Origin of the sequence: Sporosarcina sp. JAI121 (assembly GCF_013408665.1) — a bacterium.
Lineage (GTDB): Bacteria > Bacillota > Bacilli > Bacillales_A > Planococcaceae > Sporosarcina.
Window position 1 is genome coordinate 1,940,011 of sequence record NZ_JACCCL010000001.1, and the last position, 21,755, is coordinate 1,961,765.

At 40.9% G+C, this 21,755-nt stretch carries 22 protein-coding genes and 2 tRNA genes; 4 read left to right on the plus strand and 20 right to left on the minus strand.

From position 1 onward, the window contains the following. Positions 1-47: 47 nt before the first annotated feature. A complete protein-coding gene (locus tag HDC33_RS09105; RefSeq protein ID WP_179392134.1) occupies positions 48-1,295 on the minus strand; it encodes a Zn-dependent hydrolase in 1,248 nt (415 codons plus the stop codon). Between the two features lie 153 nt (positions 1,296-1,448). Here HDC33_RS09105 and HDC33_RS09110 point away from each other — a divergent pair, with 153 nt between their 5' ends. After that, positions 1,449-2,618 (plus strand): PucR family transcriptional regulator, encoded by a 1,170-nt coding sequence (locus HDC33_RS09110; RefSeq protein ID WP_179392135.1) that lies wholly within the window; start codon positions 1,449-1,451, stop codon positions 2,616-2,618. A 343-nt stretch (positions 2,619-2,961) separates the two neighbouring features. Here the strand turns inward: HDC33_RS09110 and HDC33_RS09115 are convergent, their stop codons facing one another. Beyond that, positions 2,962-4,371: a SulP family inorganic anion transporter gene (locus HDC33_RS09115; protein WP_179392136.1), complete on the minus strand. Its 1,410-nt coding sequence runs from the start codon at positions 4,369-4,371 to the stop codon at positions 2,962-2,964. A 119-nt stretch (positions 4,372-4,490) separates the two neighbouring features. On the opposite strand from HDC33_RS09115, the gene HDC33_RS09120 reads away from it, so the two are divergent. Beyond that, complete coding sequence (locus HDC33_RS09120; RefSeq protein WP_179392137.1) at positions 4,491-5,054, plus strand: recombinase family protein; 564 nt, start codon at positions 4,491-4,493, stop codon at positions 5,052-5,054. A 446-nt stretch (positions 5,055-5,500) separates the two neighbouring features. Here the strand turns inward: HDC33_RS09120 and HDC33_RS09125 are convergent, their stop codons facing one another. The 5 genes from HDC33_RS09125 to HDC33_RS09145 form a co-directional block, all read right to left on the minus strand. Then, on the minus strand, positions 5,501-6,943 hold the full coding sequence (locus HDC33_RS09125; RefSeq protein WP_370457429.1) for a vWA domain-containing protein: 1,443 nt from the start codon (positions 6,941-6,943) through the stop codon (positions 5,501-5,503). 15 nt (positions 6,944-6,958) lie between these two features. Continuing rightward, positions 6,959-8,134, minus strand: a complete 1,176-nt coding sequence (locus HDC33_RS09130; protein WP_179392138.1) for an AAA family ATPase — start codon at positions 8,132-8,134, stop codon at positions 6,959-6,961. Positions 8,135-8,665: 531 nt separating this feature from the next. Further along, positions 8,666-9,115, minus strand: a complete 450-nt coding sequence (locus tag HDC33_RS09135; protein WP_179392139.1) for a universal stress protein — start codon at positions 9,113-9,115, stop codon at positions 8,666-8,668. Positions 9,116-9,952: 837 nt separating this feature from the next. Beyond that, complete coding sequence (locus HDC33_RS09140; protein WP_179392140.1) at positions 9,953-10,444, minus strand: hypothetical protein; 492 nt, start codon at positions 10,442-10,444, stop codon at positions 9,953-9,955. 196 nt (positions 10,445-10,640) lie between these two features. Then, the gene (locus tag HDC33_RS09145) at positions 10,641-11,468 is read right to left on the minus strand and encodes an alpha/beta fold hydrolase (RefSeq protein WP_179392141.1); all 828 of its coding nucleotides are present in this window, start codon (positions 11,466-11,468) and stop codon (positions 10,641-10,643) included. A 267-nt stretch (positions 11,469-11,735) separates the two neighbouring features. Between HDC33_RS09145 and HDC33_RS09150 the strand changes: the two genes are divergently transcribed. Continuing rightward, on the plus strand, positions 11,736-11,990 hold the full coding sequence (locus HDC33_RS09150; protein ID WP_179392701.1) for a tyrosine-type recombinase/integrase: 255 nt from the start codon (positions 11,736-11,738) through the stop codon (positions 11,988-11,990). Positions 11,991-12,136: 146 nt separating this feature from the next. Here HDC33_RS09150 and HDC33_RS09155 read toward each other — a convergent pair. From HDC33_RS09155 to HDC33_RS09215, 13 genes are all read right to left on the minus strand, one after another. After that, a tRNA-Arg gene (locus tag HDC33_RS09155) sits at positions 12,137-12,210 on the minus strand. A 531-nt stretch (positions 12,211-12,741) separates the two neighbouring features. Continuing rightward, a complete protein-coding gene (locus HDC33_RS09160) occupies positions 12,742-12,891 on the minus strand; it encodes a hypothetical protein (RefSeq protein ID WP_179392142.1) in 150 nt (49 codons plus the stop codon). Between the two features lie 515 nt (positions 12,892-13,406). Further along, positions 13,407-13,480, minus strand: a tRNA-Arg gene (locus tag HDC33_RS09165). A gap of 77 nt (positions 13,481-13,557) precedes the next feature. Continuing rightward, the gene (locus HDC33_RS09170) at positions 13,558-14,052 is read right to left on the minus strand and encodes a YfcE family phosphodiesterase (RefSeq protein ID WP_179392143.1); all 495 of its coding nucleotides are present in this window, start codon (positions 14,050-14,052) and stop codon (positions 13,558-13,560) included. Then, positions 14,049-14,663, minus strand: a complete 615-nt coding sequence (locus HDC33_RS09175; protein ID WP_179392144.1) for an XTP/dITP diphosphatase — start codon at positions 14,661-14,663, stop codon at positions 14,049-14,051. Before HDC33_RS09175 ends, HDC33_RS09170 begins: the two co-directional genes overlap by 4 nt. Next, complete coding sequence (gene rph, locus HDC33_RS09180; protein ID WP_179392145.1) at positions 14,660-15,418, minus strand: ribonuclease PH; 759 nt, start codon at positions 15,416-15,418, stop codon at positions 14,660-14,662. The genes HDC33_RS09175 and rph overlap by 4 nt, the downstream gene beginning before the upstream one ends. A gap of 102 nt (positions 15,419-15,520) precedes the next feature. Further along, positions 15,521-16,315 carry a glutamate racemase gene (racE, locus tag HDC33_RS09185; RefSeq protein WP_179392146.1) on the minus strand — a complete coding sequence of 265 codons (795 nt, stop codon included), beginning with the start codon at positions 16,313-16,315 and terminating at the stop codon, positions 15,521-15,523. Positions 16,316-16,324: 9 nt separating this feature from the next. Continuing rightward, positions 16,325-16,768, minus strand: coding sequence for a MarR family winged helix-turn-helix transcriptional regulator (locus HDC33_RS09190; protein WP_179392702.1), 444 nt, complete (start codon positions 16,766-16,768; stop codon positions 16,325-16,327). Positions 16,769-16,990: 222 nt separating this feature from the next. Next, complete coding sequence (locus tag HDC33_RS09195) at positions 16,991-17,215, minus strand: helix-turn-helix domain-containing protein (protein ID WP_067207867.1); 225 nt, start codon at positions 17,213-17,215, stop codon at positions 16,991-16,993. A gap of 72 nt (positions 17,216-17,287) precedes the next feature. Beyond that, the gene (locus HDC33_RS09200; RefSeq protein WP_179392147.1) at positions 17,288-17,731 is read right to left on the minus strand and encodes an acyl-CoA thioesterase; all 444 of its coding nucleotides are present in this window, start codon (positions 17,729-17,731) and stop codon (positions 17,288-17,290) included. Between the two features lie 139 nt (positions 17,732-17,870). Beyond that, entirely contained in the window at positions 17,871-18,677 is an 807-nt protein-coding gene (gene sdhB, locus HDC33_RS09205) for a succinate dehydrogenase iron-sulfur subunit (protein ID WP_179392148.1), read from the minus strand. Positions 18,678-18,682: 5 nt separating this feature from the next. Continuing rightward, positions 18,683-20,437, minus strand: a complete 1,755-nt coding sequence (gene sdhA, locus HDC33_RS09210; RefSeq protein ID WP_179392149.1) for a succinate dehydrogenase flavoprotein subunit — start codon at positions 20,435-20,437, stop codon at positions 18,683-18,685. A gap of 57 nt (positions 20,438-20,494) precedes the next feature. Next, positions 20,495-21,103: a succinate dehydrogenase cytochrome b558 subunit gene (locus tag HDC33_RS09215; RefSeq protein WP_179392150.1), complete on the minus strand. Its 609-nt coding sequence runs from the start codon at positions 21,101-21,103 to the stop codon at positions 20,495-20,497. Positions 21,104-21,339: 236 nt separating this feature from the next. Here HDC33_RS09215 and HDC33_RS09220 point away from each other — a divergent pair, with 236 nt between their 5' ends. After that, positions 21,340-21,750: a YslB family protein gene (locus tag HDC33_RS09220; RefSeq protein ID WP_179392151.1), complete on the plus strand. Its 411-nt coding sequence runs from the start codon at positions 21,340-21,342 to the stop codon at positions 21,748-21,750. The last annotated feature ends 5 nt before the right edge of the window (positions 21,751-21,755 follow it).

Here is a 21,755-nt window from a genome sequence, read left to right on the forward strand (position 1 = left end):
GATTAATGAATGTGAAATTTGTAAATAGTTGTTAATATGCTGGCTCTTCATGAGTTTAGTGTGTTTTTTTCGACCATGCTGAACTTCGTTTGTAGTGTCAACACGGTTTCCAGTAACACGTCTGCCCCCTTTGCACAGTCTTCAAATGTCGTTTCTTCCTCCTCGCAATGACTTTTCCCCTTGATACTTGGAACAAAAATCATTGCCGACGGGATGTAGCTCGCGATATACTGCGCATCGTGCCCCGCCCCGCTGAACATCCGATGGAAGGAATATCCAAGGTCATGACATGATTTTTCCACTTCATTGCAAATAGCTGCATCAAAAAATACCGTCTCCCGCTCCCATAGCTTGACCGGGCGAATGTGACAGCCGTTTTCCTCTGAAGCTAGGCCTGTCAATAGCTTCTCCACTTTGCGCATCACCGCTGGATTTTGATGTCGCGAATCTATGGTAAACACTACTTCATTTGGAATGACTGTATGAATATTAGGTGCCACGTGCATACGCCCAAATGTGAACACAAGCTCTTCGTCGATTTTGCCCAGCTGCTCATGCAAAGACGAAATTATACGAGATGCCACAATCATCGGATCTTTACGCATCGACATCGGCGTTGTGCCAGCGTGATTTGATTCACCTGTCACGGTAATTTCATAGCACACCATGCCTAAAACGCCTTCGACCACACCAATTTCACGTTGCTTTGCGGCTAATACCGGTCCTTGTTCAATATGAAGCTCAATATAAGCAAGCGCTTCTGTTAAACGATTTCCTTGCTCCCCCTCATAGCCACTCGCCTGTAATGCTTCTTGAAATGTAATGCCATTTTTATCGAAAGACTGTAGCATTTTTTCTTTACTGAATTTCGAAGCAATAACACCAGAACTCATCATTGCCGGATCGAAGCGCGCACCTTCTTCATTCGTAAAATTCACAAGCATTAATGGAATCTCGAGCTCAATATCGTTTTCCTTTATCGTACGTATCGCCTCTATTGCTGTTAAAATACCTAAGACACCATCAAACCTGCCACCTTTTTCAACCGAATCTAAATGTGAACCCATTACGATTGGTGGGCAATCTTTTTTTCCTGGTAGAATCGCATAGATATTTGCCATATCATCTACTTGAATATCCATGCCTAACTCTTTGCATATTTCACAAAAATAGTCTCTCGCTAATATATCCTCCTTTGAAAGGGACAAACGGGTTACGCCCCCATTGGAAGTTGCGCCAAATTGACTGAATTGTTCAATCAACCCCTGTAATCGACTACTATTACATTTATACATATGCAAGTCCTCTCTTTCATAGTTATTAAAAAGTGGTTGTTTATGAAAATTATAAAACAGAAAATATTTGGAAGATATGGATATAAAACTAAAAAAATATGTGCAAGTGCACAATATTTATGGTACGTTTCATGTATAATTAGGAGGGCTGTTATGGGAACGATTGGCAAAATCGTAGAGGGGGCTCTATTCCCGATGCTGACATTAGTAGCTGGACAAAGCGGTATGTATCGAAGAGTTTCAGGTATTAACGTAGTAGAAAGCATTGATTTAATCATGTTTTGCCGACCAAATGAATTAGTTGTGACGACAGGCATTAATTTTCCACACCAAAATACATCCTTAGAACAACTCGTTAAACGGGCGTACACTAAAAAAATAGCTGGTTTTATCGTGAATACGGGACCTTACATTCCTGACATTCCTGAATCGGTCATTTCGTTTGCCAATGAGCATGAATTGCCCATTTTTCAAATGCCTTGGGACCGCCGTGTAGCCGATCTTTTAAAAACGACATTTCAATTTATCGCCACTCACGAGCAAGAACAATCCACTGGAGACCAAGTACTATACAACTTACTGTTTCACTACAAACAGCACGTCGATTCCACAAGGCACAAATTAACGCAACTTGGATTTCCACAAGGCGCAGAATTGGCCATCATCACTTGTACAACGACAGATGCACGTAGCAGCATTGATCGTTACGAGGTCCTCATTCAATTCGCTTTCCAAAATAGATATAAACGCTTTTTAAGACTCAAGCATAAAAATCACCTCATCTTTCTTATCAACCGAACACAAATCACTACCTCCAATAGCCCTTTCTCAAAAACAGTTGAAGACATCTACGACAAAATCACCCAGAAAAACGGCAGCTTAAATGTCATCATCGGCAAAGGTAGTTTTTATGAAGACTACGAAAAAATCCATAAAAGCTACAAGGAATCACTCACTGTCATTCAATTAGCACAGCTGCACAACAACCGCTTCTTATACAAATATAAAGAAATTGGAGCCTATAAAATTATTATGGGTGTACAAAATCGGACATTAATTGAATCCTTTAGTCAGGATATACTTGGACAACTTTATCGATATGATGATTTGCACAACACCGATTACGTGTCATTTTTACGTATTTTCCTTGAAGAAAACGGCAGTGCGAATAAAATTAGTGAACGTCTATTTATTCATCGCAACACTGTCCTATATAAAATCAAAAAAGTAGAACTGCTATTAGATATGGACGTCACCAACCCTTTCACAAAAACAAATTTGTATATGGCCTTTTTAATAGAAGATGTGTTGACGCATCAATAAGTATGCGTGATAGGAGGAAGGAAGGAAGGAAGGAAGGAGTTTTCACTCACTGTAGTAGATGTACTATCTAAATGTTATTAAGTAGCACGAAGCTTCTTGCTAGTGCACAAGGGCAACTCAATGTCATCAAATGGGTGAATAATTCAGCCGGACAAGTATGACAAGATGCAACAACAGGCAAGCCCTGATTATGTGGAAAAACATGTTACGCGCTGTGAGGTGAATATTTCCAACCAGTATTATGGGATGGTTTTTTCTTTTCCCCGTAGCGCGTCGTCATGAATACGATGCACTGATTATAGAGACAAATGGGACCAAAATTTAGGGCATGCTGTCTGTGCTCTTATGATAATCGTCTATACAATTGTTCACTTGAAGAATTTAACCCTTGAATCTGTACCTTTATACCTTTTTGCTCAAGCTTCTGTATCACTTTAACTATTGCACCTACTGCAGATTCATCCCACAGCTGACTATTTTCAAAGTTAATGACGATTTCATTTTCTGAAACGTTATCGAATGACTGAATAAATTTTGTAGTTGAAGCAAAAAACAAAGGACCTTTTACCTTATATCCATCCAAATCATCTGTTACTGTCACACGAGAAATTTTCGCAACAAAGAATAGCGCACTTACTATAACACCACTGACAACACCAATCGCTAAATTATGTGTATATAAAATAATCGCAACTGTAATGAGCATAACAAGTGATTCCGATTTAGGAGCTTGTTTCAGAAACTTAAACGAACCCCAATTAAATGTAGTAAAACTAACCATAATCATCACCCCGACAAGAACGGGCATCGGAATTTTGATAACAACATCCCCTAATACGATAATTAAAAACATTAAAAACACACCCGCGGTCAATGTCGATAAGCTTCCTCGTCCACCTGATTTAATATTGATGATTGATTGACCAATCAAAGCACAACCTGCCATCCCACCGAAAAAACCGGTGATAAAGTTAGCGATCCCTTGTCCACGTGCTTCTTTATTTTTATTACTCGACGTATCCGTCATATCATCCAACACTTGGGATGTAAGTAATGATTCCAATAAACCGACAATCGATAAAGCCAAAGAATAAGGTAATATAATTTTTAACGTTTCAAGGTTAAGTGGAATATCCGGTAGAAAAAAAACCGGTAATGAATTTGGCATCGTTCCAAGATTACCTATCGTCTGTAACTTCACTCCACTTATGAGCGCAATACTTGTCATCACGACAATCGCAATAAGAGGTGCAGGAATAGCCGTGAAAAATCGCGGAATCGCGTATACTAAAATTAATGTAACAATCGCAAATATATAGGTCATACTGTTTGACCCAAGTAAATAAGGCATTTGCGTAATAAAAATCATAATCCCTAGTGCATTCACAAATCCTAGCATGACAGAGTTAGGGATGAAGCGCATTAGATTCGCAACACCTAGTCCTCCGAGTATTAATTGAATAATTCCTGTCAAAATTGTGGCTGCAAGTACATATTGTAGGCCATGATTCGCCATTAAGCTGACGAGCACTAAAGCCATCGCACCTGTCGCAGCTGAAATTAAACCAGGCCGACCACCTACAAACGAAATAATGACAGCAATTGTAAACGAAGCATATAACGCGACACGTGGGTCTACACCCACAATGAACGCAAAAGCCAATGCTTCAGGTATGAGTGCCAGTCCTACAACAATACCTGCTAAAATATCGGCACGCACATTCCCAAACCATTGTTGTTTTAACGTATCCATACTGTTCCCCTCTCATGATGTCTAAACTTACAAAGAAGCTTATACCAATGTTAGAATGTTAATACCATATCATTTTCAGTCCCATAAGTGAATAGTTTTGGGAAGTTAGGAGCAAAATAATGAAATACGGATATATCCGTCCGATTGTCTCGGATCAACAATGCACCCATCAATTAAAAGAACTTTTTATTGATACATTATTTATAGAGACACATGGACTTGCCAGGAAAAGAACAGAGCTTGAACACTTATTAATGACTGTCCAAAAAAATGACGAGCTGTTCATCCAAAATATTGTAGTATTAGCTGATTCCCAGCAGCAGCTTTTAGATATTTTACGACTAGCAGAACGAGATCAAATCACCATTCACTTCGTCGATGAACAAATAACCAATCAAACGATACAAAAAGCTTCACTACTTCAAAGCGCTACTTTTTTTGCGAATTTACAATCCAAATTTCTTAGCCAATCTTCTACATTTACACTACAAGCTGCTAAGCAGCAGGGCAAATCAATTGGTCGTCCACGAAAATCAGATGACAATTTACAGCTGGCTTTTGAAATGTATGACAGTAAGATTTATACGCTATATGACATAAAAGAAGCGACTGGAATTAGTAAGTCTACTTTATACCGTTATTTGGATGATCGCTCTACATCGTTATACGATGAGAAAGAGTAGAATTAAAGTGAAAATGCCTAGCAATAACAGTACTATTATAAAAGCATGCTAAAATAAAATAGGTGCGTACTTAAAATGTTGATTATCTATAGATATTGATAATTCCATGGACTCTGAAGCGATTTCCATCCATAAACTTTAAACAAAGAAATCTCCTCTCAAGCCTATTAAAAGACTTGAGAGGAGATTTTTTATTCCAATGGGGAATGTGAAAAACTACGTCATACACCCCATAGAGTCCAGCCGATTACCCTTGTATAACTCCTTGCTTTTCAAGCATGGACAACAGGCTTCGCACCAAGTCACTTATCTTTGTGGCCTTGCATATATACTTTTTCACTAATACCCTTATCTGAATTCATGCATTCTGCATCCACACCGGATTGTAGATATTTTCCTTCTTGGGGACAGGCAGATATCGACAAACATGAACGCTTCTAGTTTTTTCATATTTCAAAGGCAGTAAAACTGCCTGCATCATCAAAATCATAAATTTGAATAACCCTGTCAGAAAATTGTTCTACTGTATTTATGCTACTTCCTAGCACTAGGGACAGAACGTTGAAATCCTTTTCTTTCTTCTTTTTGTCGAATGCTAGTAGAAATGAATCGTTCAAAGTGTCTTCACCATCCGTAACGAAAACTAAATCGGCTTGTTTAAACCGACTTTCGTTGATTACATCCATTGCTTGATCAAGCGGAAGTGCAAAATTCGTACCTCCACCTAAAAAAGTTCGAGCCAAGCTGACCATATCAGACCCTTTAATTTTCCCTTTTTCATATTTATGGATTTGTATACTAGTAGAGAATAATATCAAGCAAAAATCCCTACGTTGCTTTCTAGCAATGGACATAAGAGTTAATATAAAACCTTTGGATTGTGTATCCAGTTTGTACATACTGCCTGACTGATCTAGACAAAGTACGATCGGACCCTTCTCCAAAACCTCACGCCCTTTCTGTTCAAATTGCATGGTCTGGCCTTCGACAAAGCGACGAAGAAAATCGTTCTTCGTTATCGGATGCATGTATAAACCAAATTCCATCGGGAGTAACCTCTCAATATTGTTACCTAACGTAACTCCCCTTCTTTCCATTGAATCCCTATGTATGGTTTTCTGCTTTTTACGCGCTATCAGTTTGAACCGGCCCGCCCACTCCGCAATTTCTTTTATCGTTTTATCAGTAGCCATTTTTTCAGCTAATGATAATTGGTCGCGTAAAGGAACCTTTTTTAACTCTGCATCTCCACTCCCTGCACTGTAGCCGCCAAGCAATGACTTCAGACCGTGTTTCACTTGTCTTGTTTCTTGCATGGCTTGAGCCAATGCTTGTGAAAAGCTATGGCTGTTGTTTTGAAGCTTCTGTTGCAATTTCTTTTCAAATTTAGACATAACTTCTGTGAAATCCTCTTCTGACACCCGACAACCAATTCCTGTCTCTTCTTGCCAATCCTGCTGTTGAAGTTGTCTATGCATTGCATGAATTTCCTGCATCTGTTTTTGAAAGTCTTCATCTTCCTCTTTTTGGTCAGCCAGCCATTGGTTCGTCATCTCTCCGAATTTCATCGTTCCAATAGCTGCCGACAAATCATCCAATCGAGTGAAGCTTCGGTAGTTTACAAAGTATTCATCCGCCATGATTCTCTCCATGAGTGATTTATTAACCTTAAGAACACAGTCTATGTCCTCTGCCATTATTTCAGGTTTCATCTTATATAAGGAAGCCCAAATATCAGCCAGTAATGGTTCGAACATTGGCAATGCACTATCATCTCTCACCTTTTGAAGACCCGATGACATCTCAAAAATTTCTTTGAAACGTCTTTTATCGAATGCGTCCGTATTCAAGACTGAACGATTATCATTGTGACTTTTACGACTCTTCACATAGAACACTCCCTTTCACATATTAAAAAAGGTGCTGGCGGACCCCCTCTTTTCATTTTGAGAATCAAAATACCAAGGTTCTAAAATACTATCCAGGATTTCATTTTCCATCGAGGTCACTTTATCAAGTAATGTGTCGATATCAGCCTTCCGACTTGGATTGTTACTTTTGAGCTTCTTCAAATCAGCGACCAGGGCTTTCATTTTTTGAGTCGCTTCCATTCCAGCCTCTGGCGAATGATCCTGCAGTATGGAGTAGAACACTTCATTTGCTTCATTCTGTATGGAATAAAGGGCCTGAGTAACAACATCTTGTGAATGGTTGCGAATAATGGTAGACACGGCATCTTTTTGGTCCACTGTTTCCCAAAGGACATTTTCAAGGATGACAATATCATCTACCTTCACAATTTGCCTTTGGTTTATCAACGCCTTCGCTTGAAGTACCGAAAGTGACTGTTTAAACCGCCTGTCAGAAGGGCGTATCCCTTCGTCACGCAATTCATTACGAATTTCCGAAAGCGTTTCATACACTTCATCGGGGATAGTAACCATGTCCGTAAAAAACTGAAGTTGATTTAATTCTTCCATCGTCATAGAAGGCATGACCTGATCTTGACCGGTCCCCTTCATCATTGAAACAAAATTCGTTTCATTGGCAATGTAATCTAATTCAAACCGAAGTACGAACCTGTCGAAAAGAGCTTCAAGTCCTTCTCCTTCATCAGGATATTCGTTCGAAGCTCCAATAACTGACATTAACGGAACCTTTACTGGCGTTCCGTTATTATAGAAGAGTCGTTCGTTTATAAGCGTCAGCAAACTATTCAAGATTGCTGAGTTAGCTTTAAATATTTCATCTAGGAAAACAAGATTCGCTTCCGGTAATTTAGTTGTCGTATTCCGCTTGTATATGCCTTGTTCCAGGTCTCTTAACGACAACGGGCCAAACACTTCTTCGGGTGTACTGAACCTCGTTAGTAACCACTGGAAGTACTCTGTTCCTTGTACGATTTTAGCTAACTCAACCGACAAGGCAGATTTCGCAGTTCCGGCAGGTCCAATCATGAGCATATGCTGTCTAGAGAGCAGAGCGACAAGAATCCCCTCAACCTCATTCTCCCGCTCGAAAAACTTTGAATTGAGTGCCTGTCTGATCTCCTCTAACTTCTTGAAATTAGTATTTGTCATTTTATATAACTCCTTACTTTATATTGTATATAAAAAAGGAATCCAGCCACTAATGCACCCTGCTTCCCATTAAAAGAACTTGTCAAATTTTTCTCTGAAAGATTCTTTCTCTACAATACAGTTTGATGGTTACTCAGTCATTTTAATCATCCGAGCACCCTATTTTTATCATAGTTGTCTTTGCACCAAATATTCTTATAGGTATAGTCATACTACTGTTGAGAAACTCATTCAGGGGGCGCTGGAAGAAACTGATACTTCAATTGTTTAGATGCATACGGATGATGTATTTATTGTGATTCGAGGAAGGCAAATTCGTATTTTTATTGTCGCAAAAGCATTGCATATTTCGTTTCTGATGTACAAAGGTGTATCCATTCAGTATATAAAAAAACACATAAAACGTTTCACTAGTGTTGTATTTTCAATAAAAAATTAAAGGGGCAGTCACAGTAAGTCAGTTTTTACTGACTTTCTGGACAGCCCCTTTTCTTTAAATGCATTAACGCCGGACTCTCTATTTTTTCCCCGTTACAAGTGTTTGGGTCTACGGATGACGAGTACATCACATTCTGCGGAGCGTACAATGTTTTCAGAGACGCTACCGATTAGGAACCGTTCGACTGCATTTAGACCCGTCGCACCGCAGATAATTAGATCCGCACTCATTTTTTTCGGAAAGTCTTTTGAAATCATTGTTTTTGGTGAGCCATATTCGACAATAACATTGACGTTTTCTACGCCTGCTTGTACTGCTTCCGCTTTGTAATCGTTCAGCAATTCCTCAACGAATTTATGGGAGCGTTCAGCGATAGAACGGTCAAAAGCTTCAACAGAAGTAGACGATCGTGTATCGATGATGTTGATTAAATTCAATGTGGCATCGTTTCGTTCGGCAATTGCTACTGCCTTTTTGAAAGCCCATTCCGACTCTTTTGATCCGTCTACTGCGACAATTATTTGCTTGTATACCAATGTCATAGATTTTCACTCCATTCTTTGTTTATACTTCTCTACTTCGATAGTCGAGGAGAATACACCTCTTTCATCTTCAGAAAAAAACATAAAAATACTCATTTTCCGACAGATTTATTACAATATCGCATTAAGTCATACTAGTTAGTTTTTCCAAATAATAAAGTGGAGTGGTTACTTTGAATCTTCACAAGGTAAAGGACAAAATATCAAAGTATACTAGGTAAATGGATTTCGATAAAAAAGAAGCCGATAGATGTCAAGCTATTATCAAGAATGGCAAGTGTGTTGATGATACACACAGCAGATTGAAGATAATGCAAAACAATAAACTAATAAGGAGGTGGATTCCCTACTATGGATTACAATATGAACCTGTCACTGTCATTAATGCAATGGATAAGGTTGATTTGCGGAGAATATCTGTACGATGACGAAGTAAAAAAGTAAAACATTAGTCTCTGCAATCGCTAAAAAATGACCACAAACGCTGTTACATCAACGTTAGTGGTCATTTTTTCTAATCGTATTCAATTTTCACTAAATTATGTCACAGGTGGACGTGTATAAGAGCCTATAAACCAATATACACCAGCTTTTCGTCTATTCAACGGGTATAAAACGTGAAAATTTTTTTCAAAACGAGCATTGCTGAAACCACTTACTATTACGAATTACGGTGTTATATGGAGGTTATATCCAGAGCAGAAGGCGGTTTCGATAATTTAACAACAGAAACATACCATAAAATCTTCCATGCACTAAACTTTAGTGTGAGAGTTGTTAAAGCAATGATTTTTTCATAAATAGGTTAGCGTTATTTGGCACTTACTTTTAAAACAACTAGCACATGACAATAATTTTGTAGGGTGTGGTTTGGGCCGGTATACTTCTGGTGGTAGCACCAAAGACAACAATTAGATTTCGGTTTGCAAGATTTCCGGTAAAGGCTTGCCCATTTTCCAATATAATTAGCGTATTCGGAGTAATATTTAATTTTAAACTGCCATCACTACTCACGAATTGGCTGTTAAAACGATCTACTTTCACATTTTGATATGGATTATCCTTTGCCATAACAAGTGCTCGATATTGTGGTGGAAAGATAAGCGGTACTGGTGCGTTGGCATCATAAAATCCAGTTATTCGGTCTCCAACTACAACCATTACATGATCTACAAAATATGTAGTAGGTGACACTACAAAATTTACTTCATTTCCATATCCATTATCTACAGAAATTAATTTATAACAACCAGCACTTTCAGCATTTTGCCCAATCGAAAAATCATTAATCATTGTTACGATTCCATTAAAAGATTGAAAGTTGATCATTCTTTTACCCCCATCGCAAATTAAACTCGAATCTATATAGATTATGCATTCCAAGTAAATAAGTGCAAGTGTAAGAAACCTGCCAGAATAAATATTCAACAAATAATTCATTATTCGCATACGGCTATTGGTGAATGGTTTTGATACAATTCAGATTTGTATAGAACTTAGAATCTTTCCCGATGGCTTTGCTAGTTTACTGCGTGATCATTTCAAATCGGTCTAGAAGCTCATTGAATTTCTCACTATGTTCCCAGAACATTAGATGTCCACCTAGCACTACCACTTTGGACTGTGGAGAAGCCTTTTGAGTAAATGCAGTAGCAATTTCGGCCCAGTGTTCTGCTACAACTGTCAATGTTGGGACCGATTCACTCGCTATTTTTGCCTCAGCTCGATAATCCGAAAACATCCCCGCTGAAAATAGATTTGCTGCGATATAAAATGGTGTCTTCAATGATTGTTCGACGAGCCAGTTTAACTCTTCTTCCCGTAACTCGCGTTGAACCATTACGTTTTTCGCATACCCCGCGATAAACTTATGTTGTCCTTCCGAGTTTTGTAAAAATGTCGTGTAAGCTGCCGCGATATCGTCAAGTGAACCTTCTACCCAATCTTTTGTATCATTCGTTGACAATGGCTTTGGGGAGAGATCTACAAAAACTAACGATTTTATGTTGGCTACGCCGTGCTGACGAATGTACTCCCAAATTGTTAGACAGCCGAATGACCAACCGACAAGTGTTACATCTTTTACTTCTAATGTTTCTAACACTTTCGCCAAATCAGCCCCGTGTGTGACATAATCATTTCCGTGTAGGGAAATTGTCGATTGTCCGTGACTTCTTGGATCGATTACAATGACACGTCTTGTTTTCGAGAAATGCGCTATTTGTTCGGAAAAAACTTCGGTTGTAAACGTCCAACCTGGAATGAAAACAATTGGGTCTCCACTGCCAACATCTTGAATAAACAATTTCACACCCGCTTCAACTTCAATGTATTTTCCGCCTTCAGTTGTCATTGTCTCACTCCCTAATTTTTTAAATTCGTTCTGGCTACCACTAAGACTATATTCGGTGGAAATCAATAATAATCTACAATCTTAATTTACAAATGAAAAGTATGAACCTCGAAAATCTTAGATTTAAAAAATGCAATTTCCGGTACACTTGGGCAGTTATTTTAATTGGAATTAAAACAACGGTTTTGAAGTGGGTGTTTTCTAACAAATCGTTGGTAACGCTTAACGCGAGTGGTGAATCCTACAACAAGGCTTGGTGCGACGCAAATGATATACGTGTTGATAATACAAAATTCAAAGCACTACCCCAAGGGCAGTGCGAATAAATTTTTATTCTTTAGATTGCGACATACACATATTTCGGTTCTATTATATAAAGGTGTATCCATTCAGTTTATTTCTGAAAGAGCGGACCATAAAGATATAGAGACTACGTTGAAATATTATTCGCAAGTGTTAAAAGAAATGCGAATAGAGAAAGAGGAGAAATCAGTTAGAATAATGACTTCTATGCATGAGTAATTGTGTTGCATTTGTGTTGAGTTCATTCGTTTCCTATCGTTATTAAATGTATACTCAAAAAAAACAAAAAATGACCACAAACGCTGTTATATCAACGTTAATGGTCATTTTTTCATTTCTAATCGTATTTAATTTTCACTAAAATATGTCCCAGGAGGGATTCGAACCCCCGACCGACGGCTTAGAAGGCCGTTGCTCTATCCAGCTGAGCTACTGAGACAACACAGTCATACCAACAGTTTGAGACGTTTTTAATCTCTACTAGGGATTCGGTCGATTTACGTTTTTAGACCGAAACTATCTTTGAACCAATGATAACATTATACAAGCCTATTGCAAAGCTCAGTTCGTTTCGTTAGCAACTTCAATTCGCGTGGGTGCATGAGGTCACTTTTATATAGGAAGATACCCTACCTCAATATTGGAAACTGCGCCCCCCTATTTCCACAATAAGCTCTGTTTGCGCTCATAAGGAGAAACAACGAAAGCAAGTCAACATCAAAGCATAGGAACGCTCACAGGATGTTCTCAGATGGCATTATCTGTTTTGACAATACAAATAAAAAAACGAGATAAACACTTGGTTACCTCGCCTCATTGCTACTCGTATTCTCTAGCTTCTCAACCGCCTGAACTTGTTCTATACGCTCTTTTGAACTCACCTGAGCACTATAATTTTGACTTCGTAGGAGCGCTCATAAGCTATTCTATGACCTCGCACTTGCCCTATATCAATGTTCTACCTGCTCATTTATTTATCTGTTTGTTTTTGCTTCTTTTTCAAATACTCCGCACGTATTTTTTCAAGTTGCTCCTTTTTATCAAATTTGGCAGGCTTGTGTTTTTCATGATACTTTGTCACAGCTACCTTACCTTTGGTATCCAATTGATATTTCCCCAATTTGTTCACCTACTTTTCTTGTCTTTAAAGAGAATCTATTCAACAAATATAATATACCTTATTTCACTGAAGTAAACCTTATTAGTGTACTGCTAACCTTGCCAGTAAAACATAAAAAACTTAGTAAAATAATTCTTCGCCAAATGGTATTCATTACTATATATACGGTAACGGTCAAACGGTAATTTAAGATCGTTGATATATAGGCATTCCTAGACGGTAATTTTATGGACTATGATTATTAGACTTCGACATGCAAGTTTTTCGTAGCTTGATAACTTTTTTAAAGAACAATCCCGTAACGCGATGATTGAATGTTCCTTTCAATATAGTCCTGTCTTTTTCGTCATAATAAAAAATCCTCCATTCAATTGAATTGGAAGATAATTTCGTGTCTTATTATGCGTAATTGCTAAGGGACAAAAAGGGATTCTAAACCAGTGACCGAAGCCCTGACCGAATCCCTAATCTGCCTAAACCCCTGTCATATCAAGGCTTGAACTGTGTTCCAAATATGTCCCAGGAGGGATTCGAACCCCCGACCGACGGCTTAGAAGGCCGTTGCTCTATCCAGCTGAGCTACTGAGACGTGCGTTTAAGCAGTTGTTTTATTTCTTAAGGACAAGCTTTAGTATAGATAGAAACGGAACAAAAGTCAACGCTTTTTTAAAACTTTTTTATTTCTATGAAATCAACTGTTTCAAACGCCATGTTTTTGAACGTAACGCGCACTGTTTCATCCCATTCGACAATAGCAAACGTCGCGGCTTTCCCACCGCGCGGCTGCATTGTACTCCCCGGATTCAAGAACAGAATTCCATCCTGCATCTCAGCACCGTACAGATGCGAATGACCGAACAGGACTATATCAGCCCCACATTCTTTCGCATAATAATAAAGCCCCATCATTGATTGTTTTACATCATGTTCATGACCATGGACAGCCAATACTTTCTTTCCCTTCACCTCAACAACGACGGTCGAAGGAAACCTTGTATCGTGGTCACAGTTGCCACGGACTTTATGCATTGTATGCAAAACTGGATCATCGAATGACAGTTCACTATCTCCACAGTGGAAAGTAGCATCCGCAGAGAATGCAGAAACGGCTTTCACCGTTTCTTTGTCTCTATGTGAATCACTCAAAACAACAATCTTCATGCTAAATCACCAGCATTCGTCATATAGTACGGTAAGTTGGATTTCAACTTGGCTAATGCCGCACCCCTATGTGAAATCTTGTTTTTCTCCTCGGCAGACAATTCCGCCATCGTCCGATTTAACGTTGGCACGAAAAAAATCGGATCATAGCCAAAACCGTTCGAGCCTTGACGTCCAGTATGGATCACGCCTTCACAACTACCTGAAAATGTTTCCGTCACTAAACCAGGACCCGCTACTGCAAGAACACAGCGGAACCGGGCATTACGTTCGCCTCCAGAAGCCGTTTTTAGCTCTTGTAACACTTTATCGATATTGGCTTCATCATTCTTCTCTTCGCCTGCATAACGAGCCGAGTAGACCCCTGGTGCGCCGCCTAGCGCATCAATTTCAAGCCCGCTATCATCGGCGATAACGATTTTACCAAGCAAGCGTGCGACCGTTTCCGCTTTCAGAATCGCGTTCGCTTCAAATGTATCACCCGTCTCCTCTACATCTATATCGCCTTCGATGTCATTCAATGTGAGTACCTGTACACCTAGCGGCCTGAAAAGGGCTTCAAAATCTTTCGCCTTGCCCGCATTATTCGTAGCAATCAGTACTTCTTTCATGACTCTTCATTATCTTTCGGCTTGATTAATTGCGCAACAAGACCGAGTGCTTCTTTTTGTATCCCGATCAATTGGCTGATGCCTACTTCAGCAAGTTCCACAAGTCCGTTCATCTCTTCCCGCGTGAATGTCGATTCTTCGCCTGTCCCCTGAAGCTCAACGAAAGCGCCTGCACCGGTCATGACAACGTTCATATCGACAGCGGCGGATGAGTCTTCGATGTAATCAAGATCAAGGATGAGTTCGCCTTCAACCGTCTTCCCTACACTTGTCGCGGCAAGGTAATCAGAAATCGGAAATTTTGCCAAGCCTTTTTCGAGATGCAGTTTTGAAGTCGCCATTGCCATAGCGACGAAAGCGCCTGTAATCGATGCAGTTCGTGTTCCGCCATCTGCCTGTATAACGTCACAGTCAATCCAAATTGTTCGTTCGCCAAGTGCCTCCAAGTCGATGACAGCACGCATCGCTCGACCGATCAAGCGTTGAATTTCCATAGTGCGTCCGCCAACTTTACCTTTTGACGCTTCACGTTGCGTTCTTTGTCCGGTTGCGCGCGGTAACATGGAATATTCCGCCGTTACCCAGCCCTTTCCGCTGTTGCGTAAAAAATGTGGTACCCGTTCTTCTATAGATGCTGTACAAATCACCTTCGTATTTCCGACTGTTATCAGGACAGAGCCTTCAGGGTGCATCAAATAATCGGTTTCTATCGTTACTGGCCTCGTCATGTCCGCCATTCTTCCATCATGTCTCATATATTGTACCCTCCATCTATCAAGATTGCGCATTCATCTTATCATAACCTATTTCGACTACGCAAAAACCCGGTTATCCTAAAATAGGATATGCCGGGTTTTTCACAAGTCGATATACCTCACATCAGGCTTTTCAATCGATAACCAATCCATAACGATTGTACGGAAATTTTCCGGATCCCCTGTTGTATAAAAAATTGGAGCCGTTCCACTTTCTGAATCACTTCTAATGTCATTCGATAAGAGAATCCGTTCGACATCGAATACTGTTTCCACTGCAGATGAAATGATTTGCACATTTTCCGGCAGAGCTTTTTCAATATGCTGCTGTAATAGCGGGTAATGTGTACAGCCTAGAATCGCTGCATCAAACTCTTTACCAACAAGGTCACGAAGTGTACGGTCAACAATTACTCTTGCGTTTTCCGACTTATACTGACCGCTTTCGACAATTGGAACAAATTCAGGACAGGCAAGCGAATAAACGGCCGCTTCCGGTGACAAATCATGGATTGCATTTTCATAAGCGCCGCTATTAATCGTACCTACCGTCCCAAGTACCGCTATTTTCCCCTCTTCGGACGTATTAACCGCAGCCCGCGCTCCTGGTGCAATTACACCGATGACCGGAAAAGGGAATTGTGCCCGAATATCGTCTAGTGCAACAGCTGTAGCCGTATTGCATGCGATCACCAGCATTTTTATCCCCATTTCTGAGAGCGCTGTAGCCATTTCCATTGTATACTTTTGAACTTCTTCAACAGGACGTGGACCGTATGGACAACGTGCATCGTCCCCTATATAAACGACAGGCTCATGCGGCAGTCGAATAAGTATTTCTTTTACGACTGTCAATCCTCCAACGCCCGAATCAATCACTCCAATTGGTGCTTCCACTGTAATCCCTCAATCCTTTTTCATTTCTTGATGCAGTTTGGACAGCAGATTGGAGAATTCCTTCACTTGCTGTTCATCGAAATCAGCCAGCACTGTATTTAAATATTGTCGGCGTTTATCGATCACTTCCTCAATCACCCGTTCACCTTCACTTAGTAGATGGATTCGGACGACACGACGATCTTGCGTATTGCGGACCCTTTTCACAAGAGAGTTCTTTTCCATTCGATCGACAAGATCTGTCGTCGTACTGAAGGCCAGAAACATTCTGTTCGACAGATCCCCGATAGTCATATCCCCATGTTCAAAAAGCCATTGCAAAGCAACAAATTGAGGCGGTGTAATTGTATAATTACTAAGGATTCGACGGCCTTGCTGTTTGATGATGGCGGCAATGTACCGTAATTCCTTCTCCATATGTGCAACTTCATCGGTATATTCATTGTTAGGCATGTTGTTTTCTGTCAAATAAACCAGCTCCCTGAAAACGTTTACTGTCTATCTATTGTCCTCCTTTTGTACCCGTAAGGCAATACCTTTTACTTGATGGAAAAAAACGTTAGAAAAATAGCCGTTTGAAGACTGCACGATGCAGATCAAACGGCTATCATCTTGAAACGTCTTATGTGGTTGTGTAAAAGTCGGTTCTAGTCAATCATTATTATGCATACACTTTTACCGCAATTGCAATTCACCAAGCCGCAACAATTCGATTACCGCTTGTGCCCTGCCGGAAACACCGAGCTTTTGAATCGTGTTCGAGATATGGTTCCGAACAGTCTTTTCGCTGATTCCGAGCCGCCCCGCGATATCTTTTGTCGTTTGATCTTCAACGAGCAGGTTAAAAATTTCTCGTTCTCTTGCTGTTAACAAAGAACGGTTTTTTGAGTCTTCTATCAAGACGCGCCCTCCTATCCGCTTTCACTTTAAAATATGTGAAAGGATGGCTGGCTGTGCCGGCTACCTGATTATTTAGTTCACAAAAAGTGACCTTTCTACTTCGGTCCACGGTACACCCTTTCCGGTTTTCTTTCCAATCTGGACCATTGAACCGCGCCCTGTGAATACGATATCCCCTTCATTGTTTTTCGCCATGTAATGAATATCAACAGAACTATTGCCTACCGCAGCCGCTTTCACGAAAATCGCCAGCTTTTCATCAAAAAAAACTTGCTTCACAAAATCACATTGCAGATCGGCAACTACCGGAAAAGTCTCCCCCTTCGGATCAAGCCAATTACCCATAAGCTTGATTTCTTTCATAAATTCAATCCTGGCATGTTCAAAATAGATAAACGGAATCGTATTATTCAAATGGCCGTACATATCGGTTTCTGAAAAACGGACGGAAACCGGGACAGAAAACTTGAAATCCGAAGCCCATGTCGATAAATCATTTATGTAGGAAGCTTTCATCCAGTAAACATCTCCTTCAATAAAATGAATAGTCATTCACTACTTATTCTATCAAACTTTGCCAAAATTATGAAGTCCCTTATTCTAAAAATAAAAAACCCCGCCAGGCACAATGCCAAAACGGGGCGTTAGACTGAAATCAGTCTACCATATGGTCACTTCCGAAGAAGTTTTTAAACATTTGTACGTTCGTCGCGCGGTTCATCGCTGCGATCGAAGTAGTTAGCGGAATTCCTTTCGGACATGCCACAACACAGTTCTGTGAGTTACCGCATTCACCGATTCCACCGTCCGTCATAAGCGTCGCCAGACGTTCGTCTTTGTTCATTGCACCTGTAGGATGCGTATTGAACAGGCGGACTTGTGAAAGAAGTGCAGGACCCATGAAGTTCGTATTGTCGTTCACATTCGGACATGCTTCTAGGCATACGCCACATGTCATACATTTCGAAAGTTCATATGCCCATTGGCGTTTACGCTCAGGCATACGGGGTCCTTCACCGAGGTCGTATGTTCCATCAATCGGAACCCATGCTTTGATTTTTTTCAAAGAATCAAACATGAATTCTCTATCAACCACCAAATCGCGGACGACAGGGAACGTCTTCATTGGTTCAAGTTTAATCGGTTGTGTGAACTGATCAACGATTGCTGTACATGATTGGCGCGGACGTCCGTTGATAACCATTGAACATGCCCCGCAAACCTCTTCCAGACAACTCATTTCCCAGTTGACCGGAGTTGTTTTCTTACCATCTGCGTTGACCGGATTACGACGAATTTCCATTAACGCGGAAATAACGTTCATATTCGGTCTATAATCTAAGACAAAACTTTCCCAATAAGGTTGCGAATCAGCAGTATCCTGACGGCGAATTTCAAATCGGACAGTTTTCTGTGCCGTTTGCTGCTCGCGTTCCTGTACGGCTGTATTGTTCTCGCTCAATTACGTCAATCTCCTTTCTTCGCGGAGTAATCGCGTGTACGTGGCGGAATCAAGGAAACATCGACTTCCTCGTAATGGAAGATCGGTGCAGATTGCCCATCGAATTTCGCCATCGTCGTTTTCAAGAAGTTCTCATCATCACGATTCGGGAAGTCCGGTTTGTAATGGGCTCCACGGCTTTCGTTACGGTTCAATGCACCGAGAGTGATGACTCGAGCCAAGTATAGCATGTTTTTCAGCTGACGCGTAAATGTCGCGCCTTGGTTGGACCATAGCTGCGTATCTGTGATGCTGATGTTTTCATAACGTTCAAGTAGCTCAACGATTTTATCATCCGTCGCTTGAAGTTTGTCGTTATGACGAACCACCGTTACGTTATCCGTCATCCATTCACCAAGCTCTTTGTGAAGAACATACGCGTTTTCGGTTCCGTTCATTTTGAGAGTGTCATCCCACTTCTGCTGCTCTTCTTTGACAGCTTCGTCGAAGATCGTTGATGGAAGATCCACCACAGACCGTTTTAGACCTTTCATGTATTCAATGGATTTCGGTCCCGCGACCATACCGCCATAAATTGCTGAAAGTAGTGAGTTTGCGCCAAGACGGTTTGCACCATGTTGTGAATAATCACATTCGCCTGCTGCAAAGAGACCAGGAATGCTTGTTTGCTGATCATAATCTACCCACAGTCCGCCCATTGAATAGTGCACTGCCGGGAAGATTTTCATTGGTAATTTACGCGGGTCGTCGCCTGTGAATTTCTCATAGATTTCGATGATACCGCCAAGTTTAATATCAAGTTCTTTAGGATCCTTATGCGAGAGATCCAGATAAACCATGTTTTCGCCGTTAATACCAAGTTTTTGATTAACACACACGTCAAAAATCTCACGTGTTGCAATATCACGGGGTACAAGATTACCGTAATCCGGATATTTTTCTTCTAGGAAGTACCAAGGTTTCCCGTCTTTATATGTCCAGACACGTCCACCTTCACCACGTGCAGATTCACTCATAAGGCGCAGTTTGTCGTCCCCTGGAATTGCAGTCGGGTGAATTTGAATGAACTCTCCATTCGCGTAATATGCACCTTGCTGATAGACGATGGACGCAGCAGAACCTGTATTGATGACAGAGTTTGTTGTTTTCCCGAAAATGATTCCAGGTCCGCCTGTTGCCAGAATAACAGCGTCGCCTTTAAATGCTTTGATTTCCATCGTTTTCATGTCTTGTGCTTTAATCCCACGGCAAACACCTTCATCATCAAGTACGACGCCAAGGAATTCCCAGTGTTCGAATTTCTGAACGAGTCCGTCAACCTCAAAACGGCGAACTTGCTCATCTAATGCATAAAGAAGCTGTTGCCCAGTTGTCGCACCTGCGAATGCTGTACGGTGGTGAAGTGTTCCCCCGAAACGACGGAAGTCAAGAAGTCCTTCTGGTGTCCGGTTGAACATAACGCCCATCCGGTCCAACAAACTGATGATTCCTGGCGCTGCAGCCGTCATTGCTTGTACAGGTGGTTGGTTTGCTAGGAAGTCCCCGCCGTATACAGAGTCATCGAAGTGGATGTCAGGCGAGTCGCCTTCCCCTTTCGTGTTCACTGCACCGTTGATGCCGCCTTGAGCACATACGGAGTGGGAACGTTTAACCGGAACAATTGAGAACAGGTCAACCGGCGTACCTTCTTCAGCCGCTTTGATAGTTGCCATCAGGCCGGCCAGTCCGCCGCCGACGACAATCAATCTGCTTTTTGCCATTATTGTTTCACTCCTCAAATTATAGGTGATCTCATTTTTCATTCAATCTAATTAACATCAAACAAAAGCAAATAACGCTTGTACACCGATTACAGTAAGAATTAGGAATATCACCATCGATACATATGTAACGATTTGTTGTGAACGCGGTGATTGTGTAATTCCCCAACTAACCAGGAATGACCAAACCCCGTTCGCCAAGTGGAACGTAGCTGCGACGACGCCGGCAATGTAGAATGCAAGCATGAACGGATTCGCTAAGATGTCAGCCATCATATCGTAGTCCACGTCAGCTCCCAAAGCTTTTTGGATTCTTGTTTGGTAGATATGCCATGCGATGAACACAACTAGGAATACTCCCGTAATGCGTTGCAGCATGAACATCCAGTTACGGAAAGTCCCGTAACGCTGAACGTTATTATTCGCCGTGAAAGCTATGTACACACCATAGAACCCGTGGAACAAGAGTGGGATGTAGATGATGAACCATTCCAGAAACAGTACGAATGGTAAGTTCCCCATGAAATTTGATGCATTGTTGAATGCCTCCGGGCCGCGTGTTGCAAAGTGGTTAATCACTAAGTGCTGGGCAACAAAAAGCCCCACTGGAATAATCCCGAGCAGTGAATGAAGACGGCGCAAATAAAAATCTGATTCTCTCGACAAGTCTTTTACCCTCCTTTATTAACTGAGTCCTTCAGTCGCCTTCTGTCATCATTTCGACATGATGCGACCGTTGACGACGTACCTCTTCATGGTACAATATTATGACATAACCATTGTACTCCTCAGTTTTGAAGAGGTCAAGACGATGTGGGCTTTTCGACACGCCCGATATATCGTACTTTTATTCCCTATGATTCTACAATACCATCATTTAAGCGAAAGGGTTGCATGTTCGATTGGAAAATACTACATATGATTCGCCGACCCGTTTCGGCTATGAAATTTTACGAGACCACGTGTTGCCGAGTATTCTTGGCAACCATGAAGACGATATCCTTTATTGGGCCGGTAAAGAAGTGGCTAGGAAATTCCCCATTTTCAGCGTTGATGAACTGCCTGTATTCTTTAAAGAAGCAGGCTGGGGGGCCCTTCATTTCGAAAAGAGCTTGAAAGACGAAGCTTTTTATACGATGAAAAACGATTTCGGGACAAATGATCAAAACAGATCTTTCCGACTTGAAGCCGGTTTCATCGCTGAACAGTATCAGAAGTTAAATGGACTATTGACTGAATGCTACGGTGAAATGAAAGACGGTTTGGTACAATTTCAAGTGAAATGGGATGTCAAAACTAAAATTGAAGTATGAAAAGA

Coding starts and splice junctions, on each gene's coding strand:
- HDC33_RS09135 (WP_179392139.1), bottom strand. CDS start 9,115: ATGACATTGGTATACAAGCAAATAATTGTCGCAGTAGACGGATCAAAA.
- HDC33_RS09200 (WP_179392147.1), bottom strand. CDS start 17,731: ATGAAAGCTTCCTACATAAATGATTTATCGACATGGGCTTCGGATTTC.
- HDC33_RS09120 (WP_179392137.1), top strand. CDS start 4,491: ATGAAATACGGATATATCCGTCCGATTGTCTCGGATCAACAATGCACC.
- sdhA (WP_179392149.1), bottom strand. CDS start 20,437: ATGGCAAAAAGCAGATTGATTGTCGTCGGCGGCGGACTGGCCGGCCTG.
- HDC33_RS09115 (WP_179392136.1), bottom strand. CDS start 4,371: ATGGATACGTTAAAACAACAATGGTTTGGGAATGTGCGTGCCGATATT.
- HDC33_RS09150 (WP_179392701.1), top strand. CDS start 11,736: ATGATATACGTGTTGATAATACAAAATTCAAAGCACTACCCCAAGGGC.
- HDC33_RS09190 (WP_179392702.1), bottom strand. CDS start 16,768: ATGCCTAACAATGAATATACCGATGAAGTTGCACATATGGAGAAGGAA.
- HDC33_RS09130 (WP_179392138.1), bottom strand. CDS start 8,134: ATGACAAATACTAATTTCAAGAAGTTAGAGGAGATCAGACAGGCACTC.
- rph (WP_179392145.1), bottom strand. CDS start 15,418: ATGAGACATGATGGAAGAATGGCGGACATGACGAGGCCAGTAACGATA.
- HDC33_RS09170 (WP_179392143.1), bottom strand. CDS start 14,052: ATGAAGATTGTTGTTTTGAGTGATTCACATAGAGACAAAGAAACGGTG.
- HDC33_RS09145 (WP_179392141.1), bottom strand. CDS start 11,468: ATGACAACTGAAGGCGGAAAATACATTGAAGTTGAAGCGGGTGTGAAA.
- HDC33_RS09140 (WP_179392140.1), bottom strand. CDS start 10,444: ATGATCAACTTTCAATCTTTTAATGGAATCGTAACAATGATTAATGAT.
- HDC33_RS09105 (WP_179392134.1), bottom strand. CDS start 1,295: ATGTATAAATGTAATAGTAGTCGATTACAGGGGTTGATTGAACAATTC.
- HDC33_RS09175 (WP_179392144.1), bottom strand. CDS start 14,663: ATGAAAGAAGTACTGATTGCTACGAATAATGCGGGCAAGGCGAAAGAT.
- HDC33_RS09110 (WP_179392135.1), top strand. CDS start 1,449: ATGGGAACGATTGGCAAAATCGTAGAGGGGGCTCTATTCCCGATGCTG.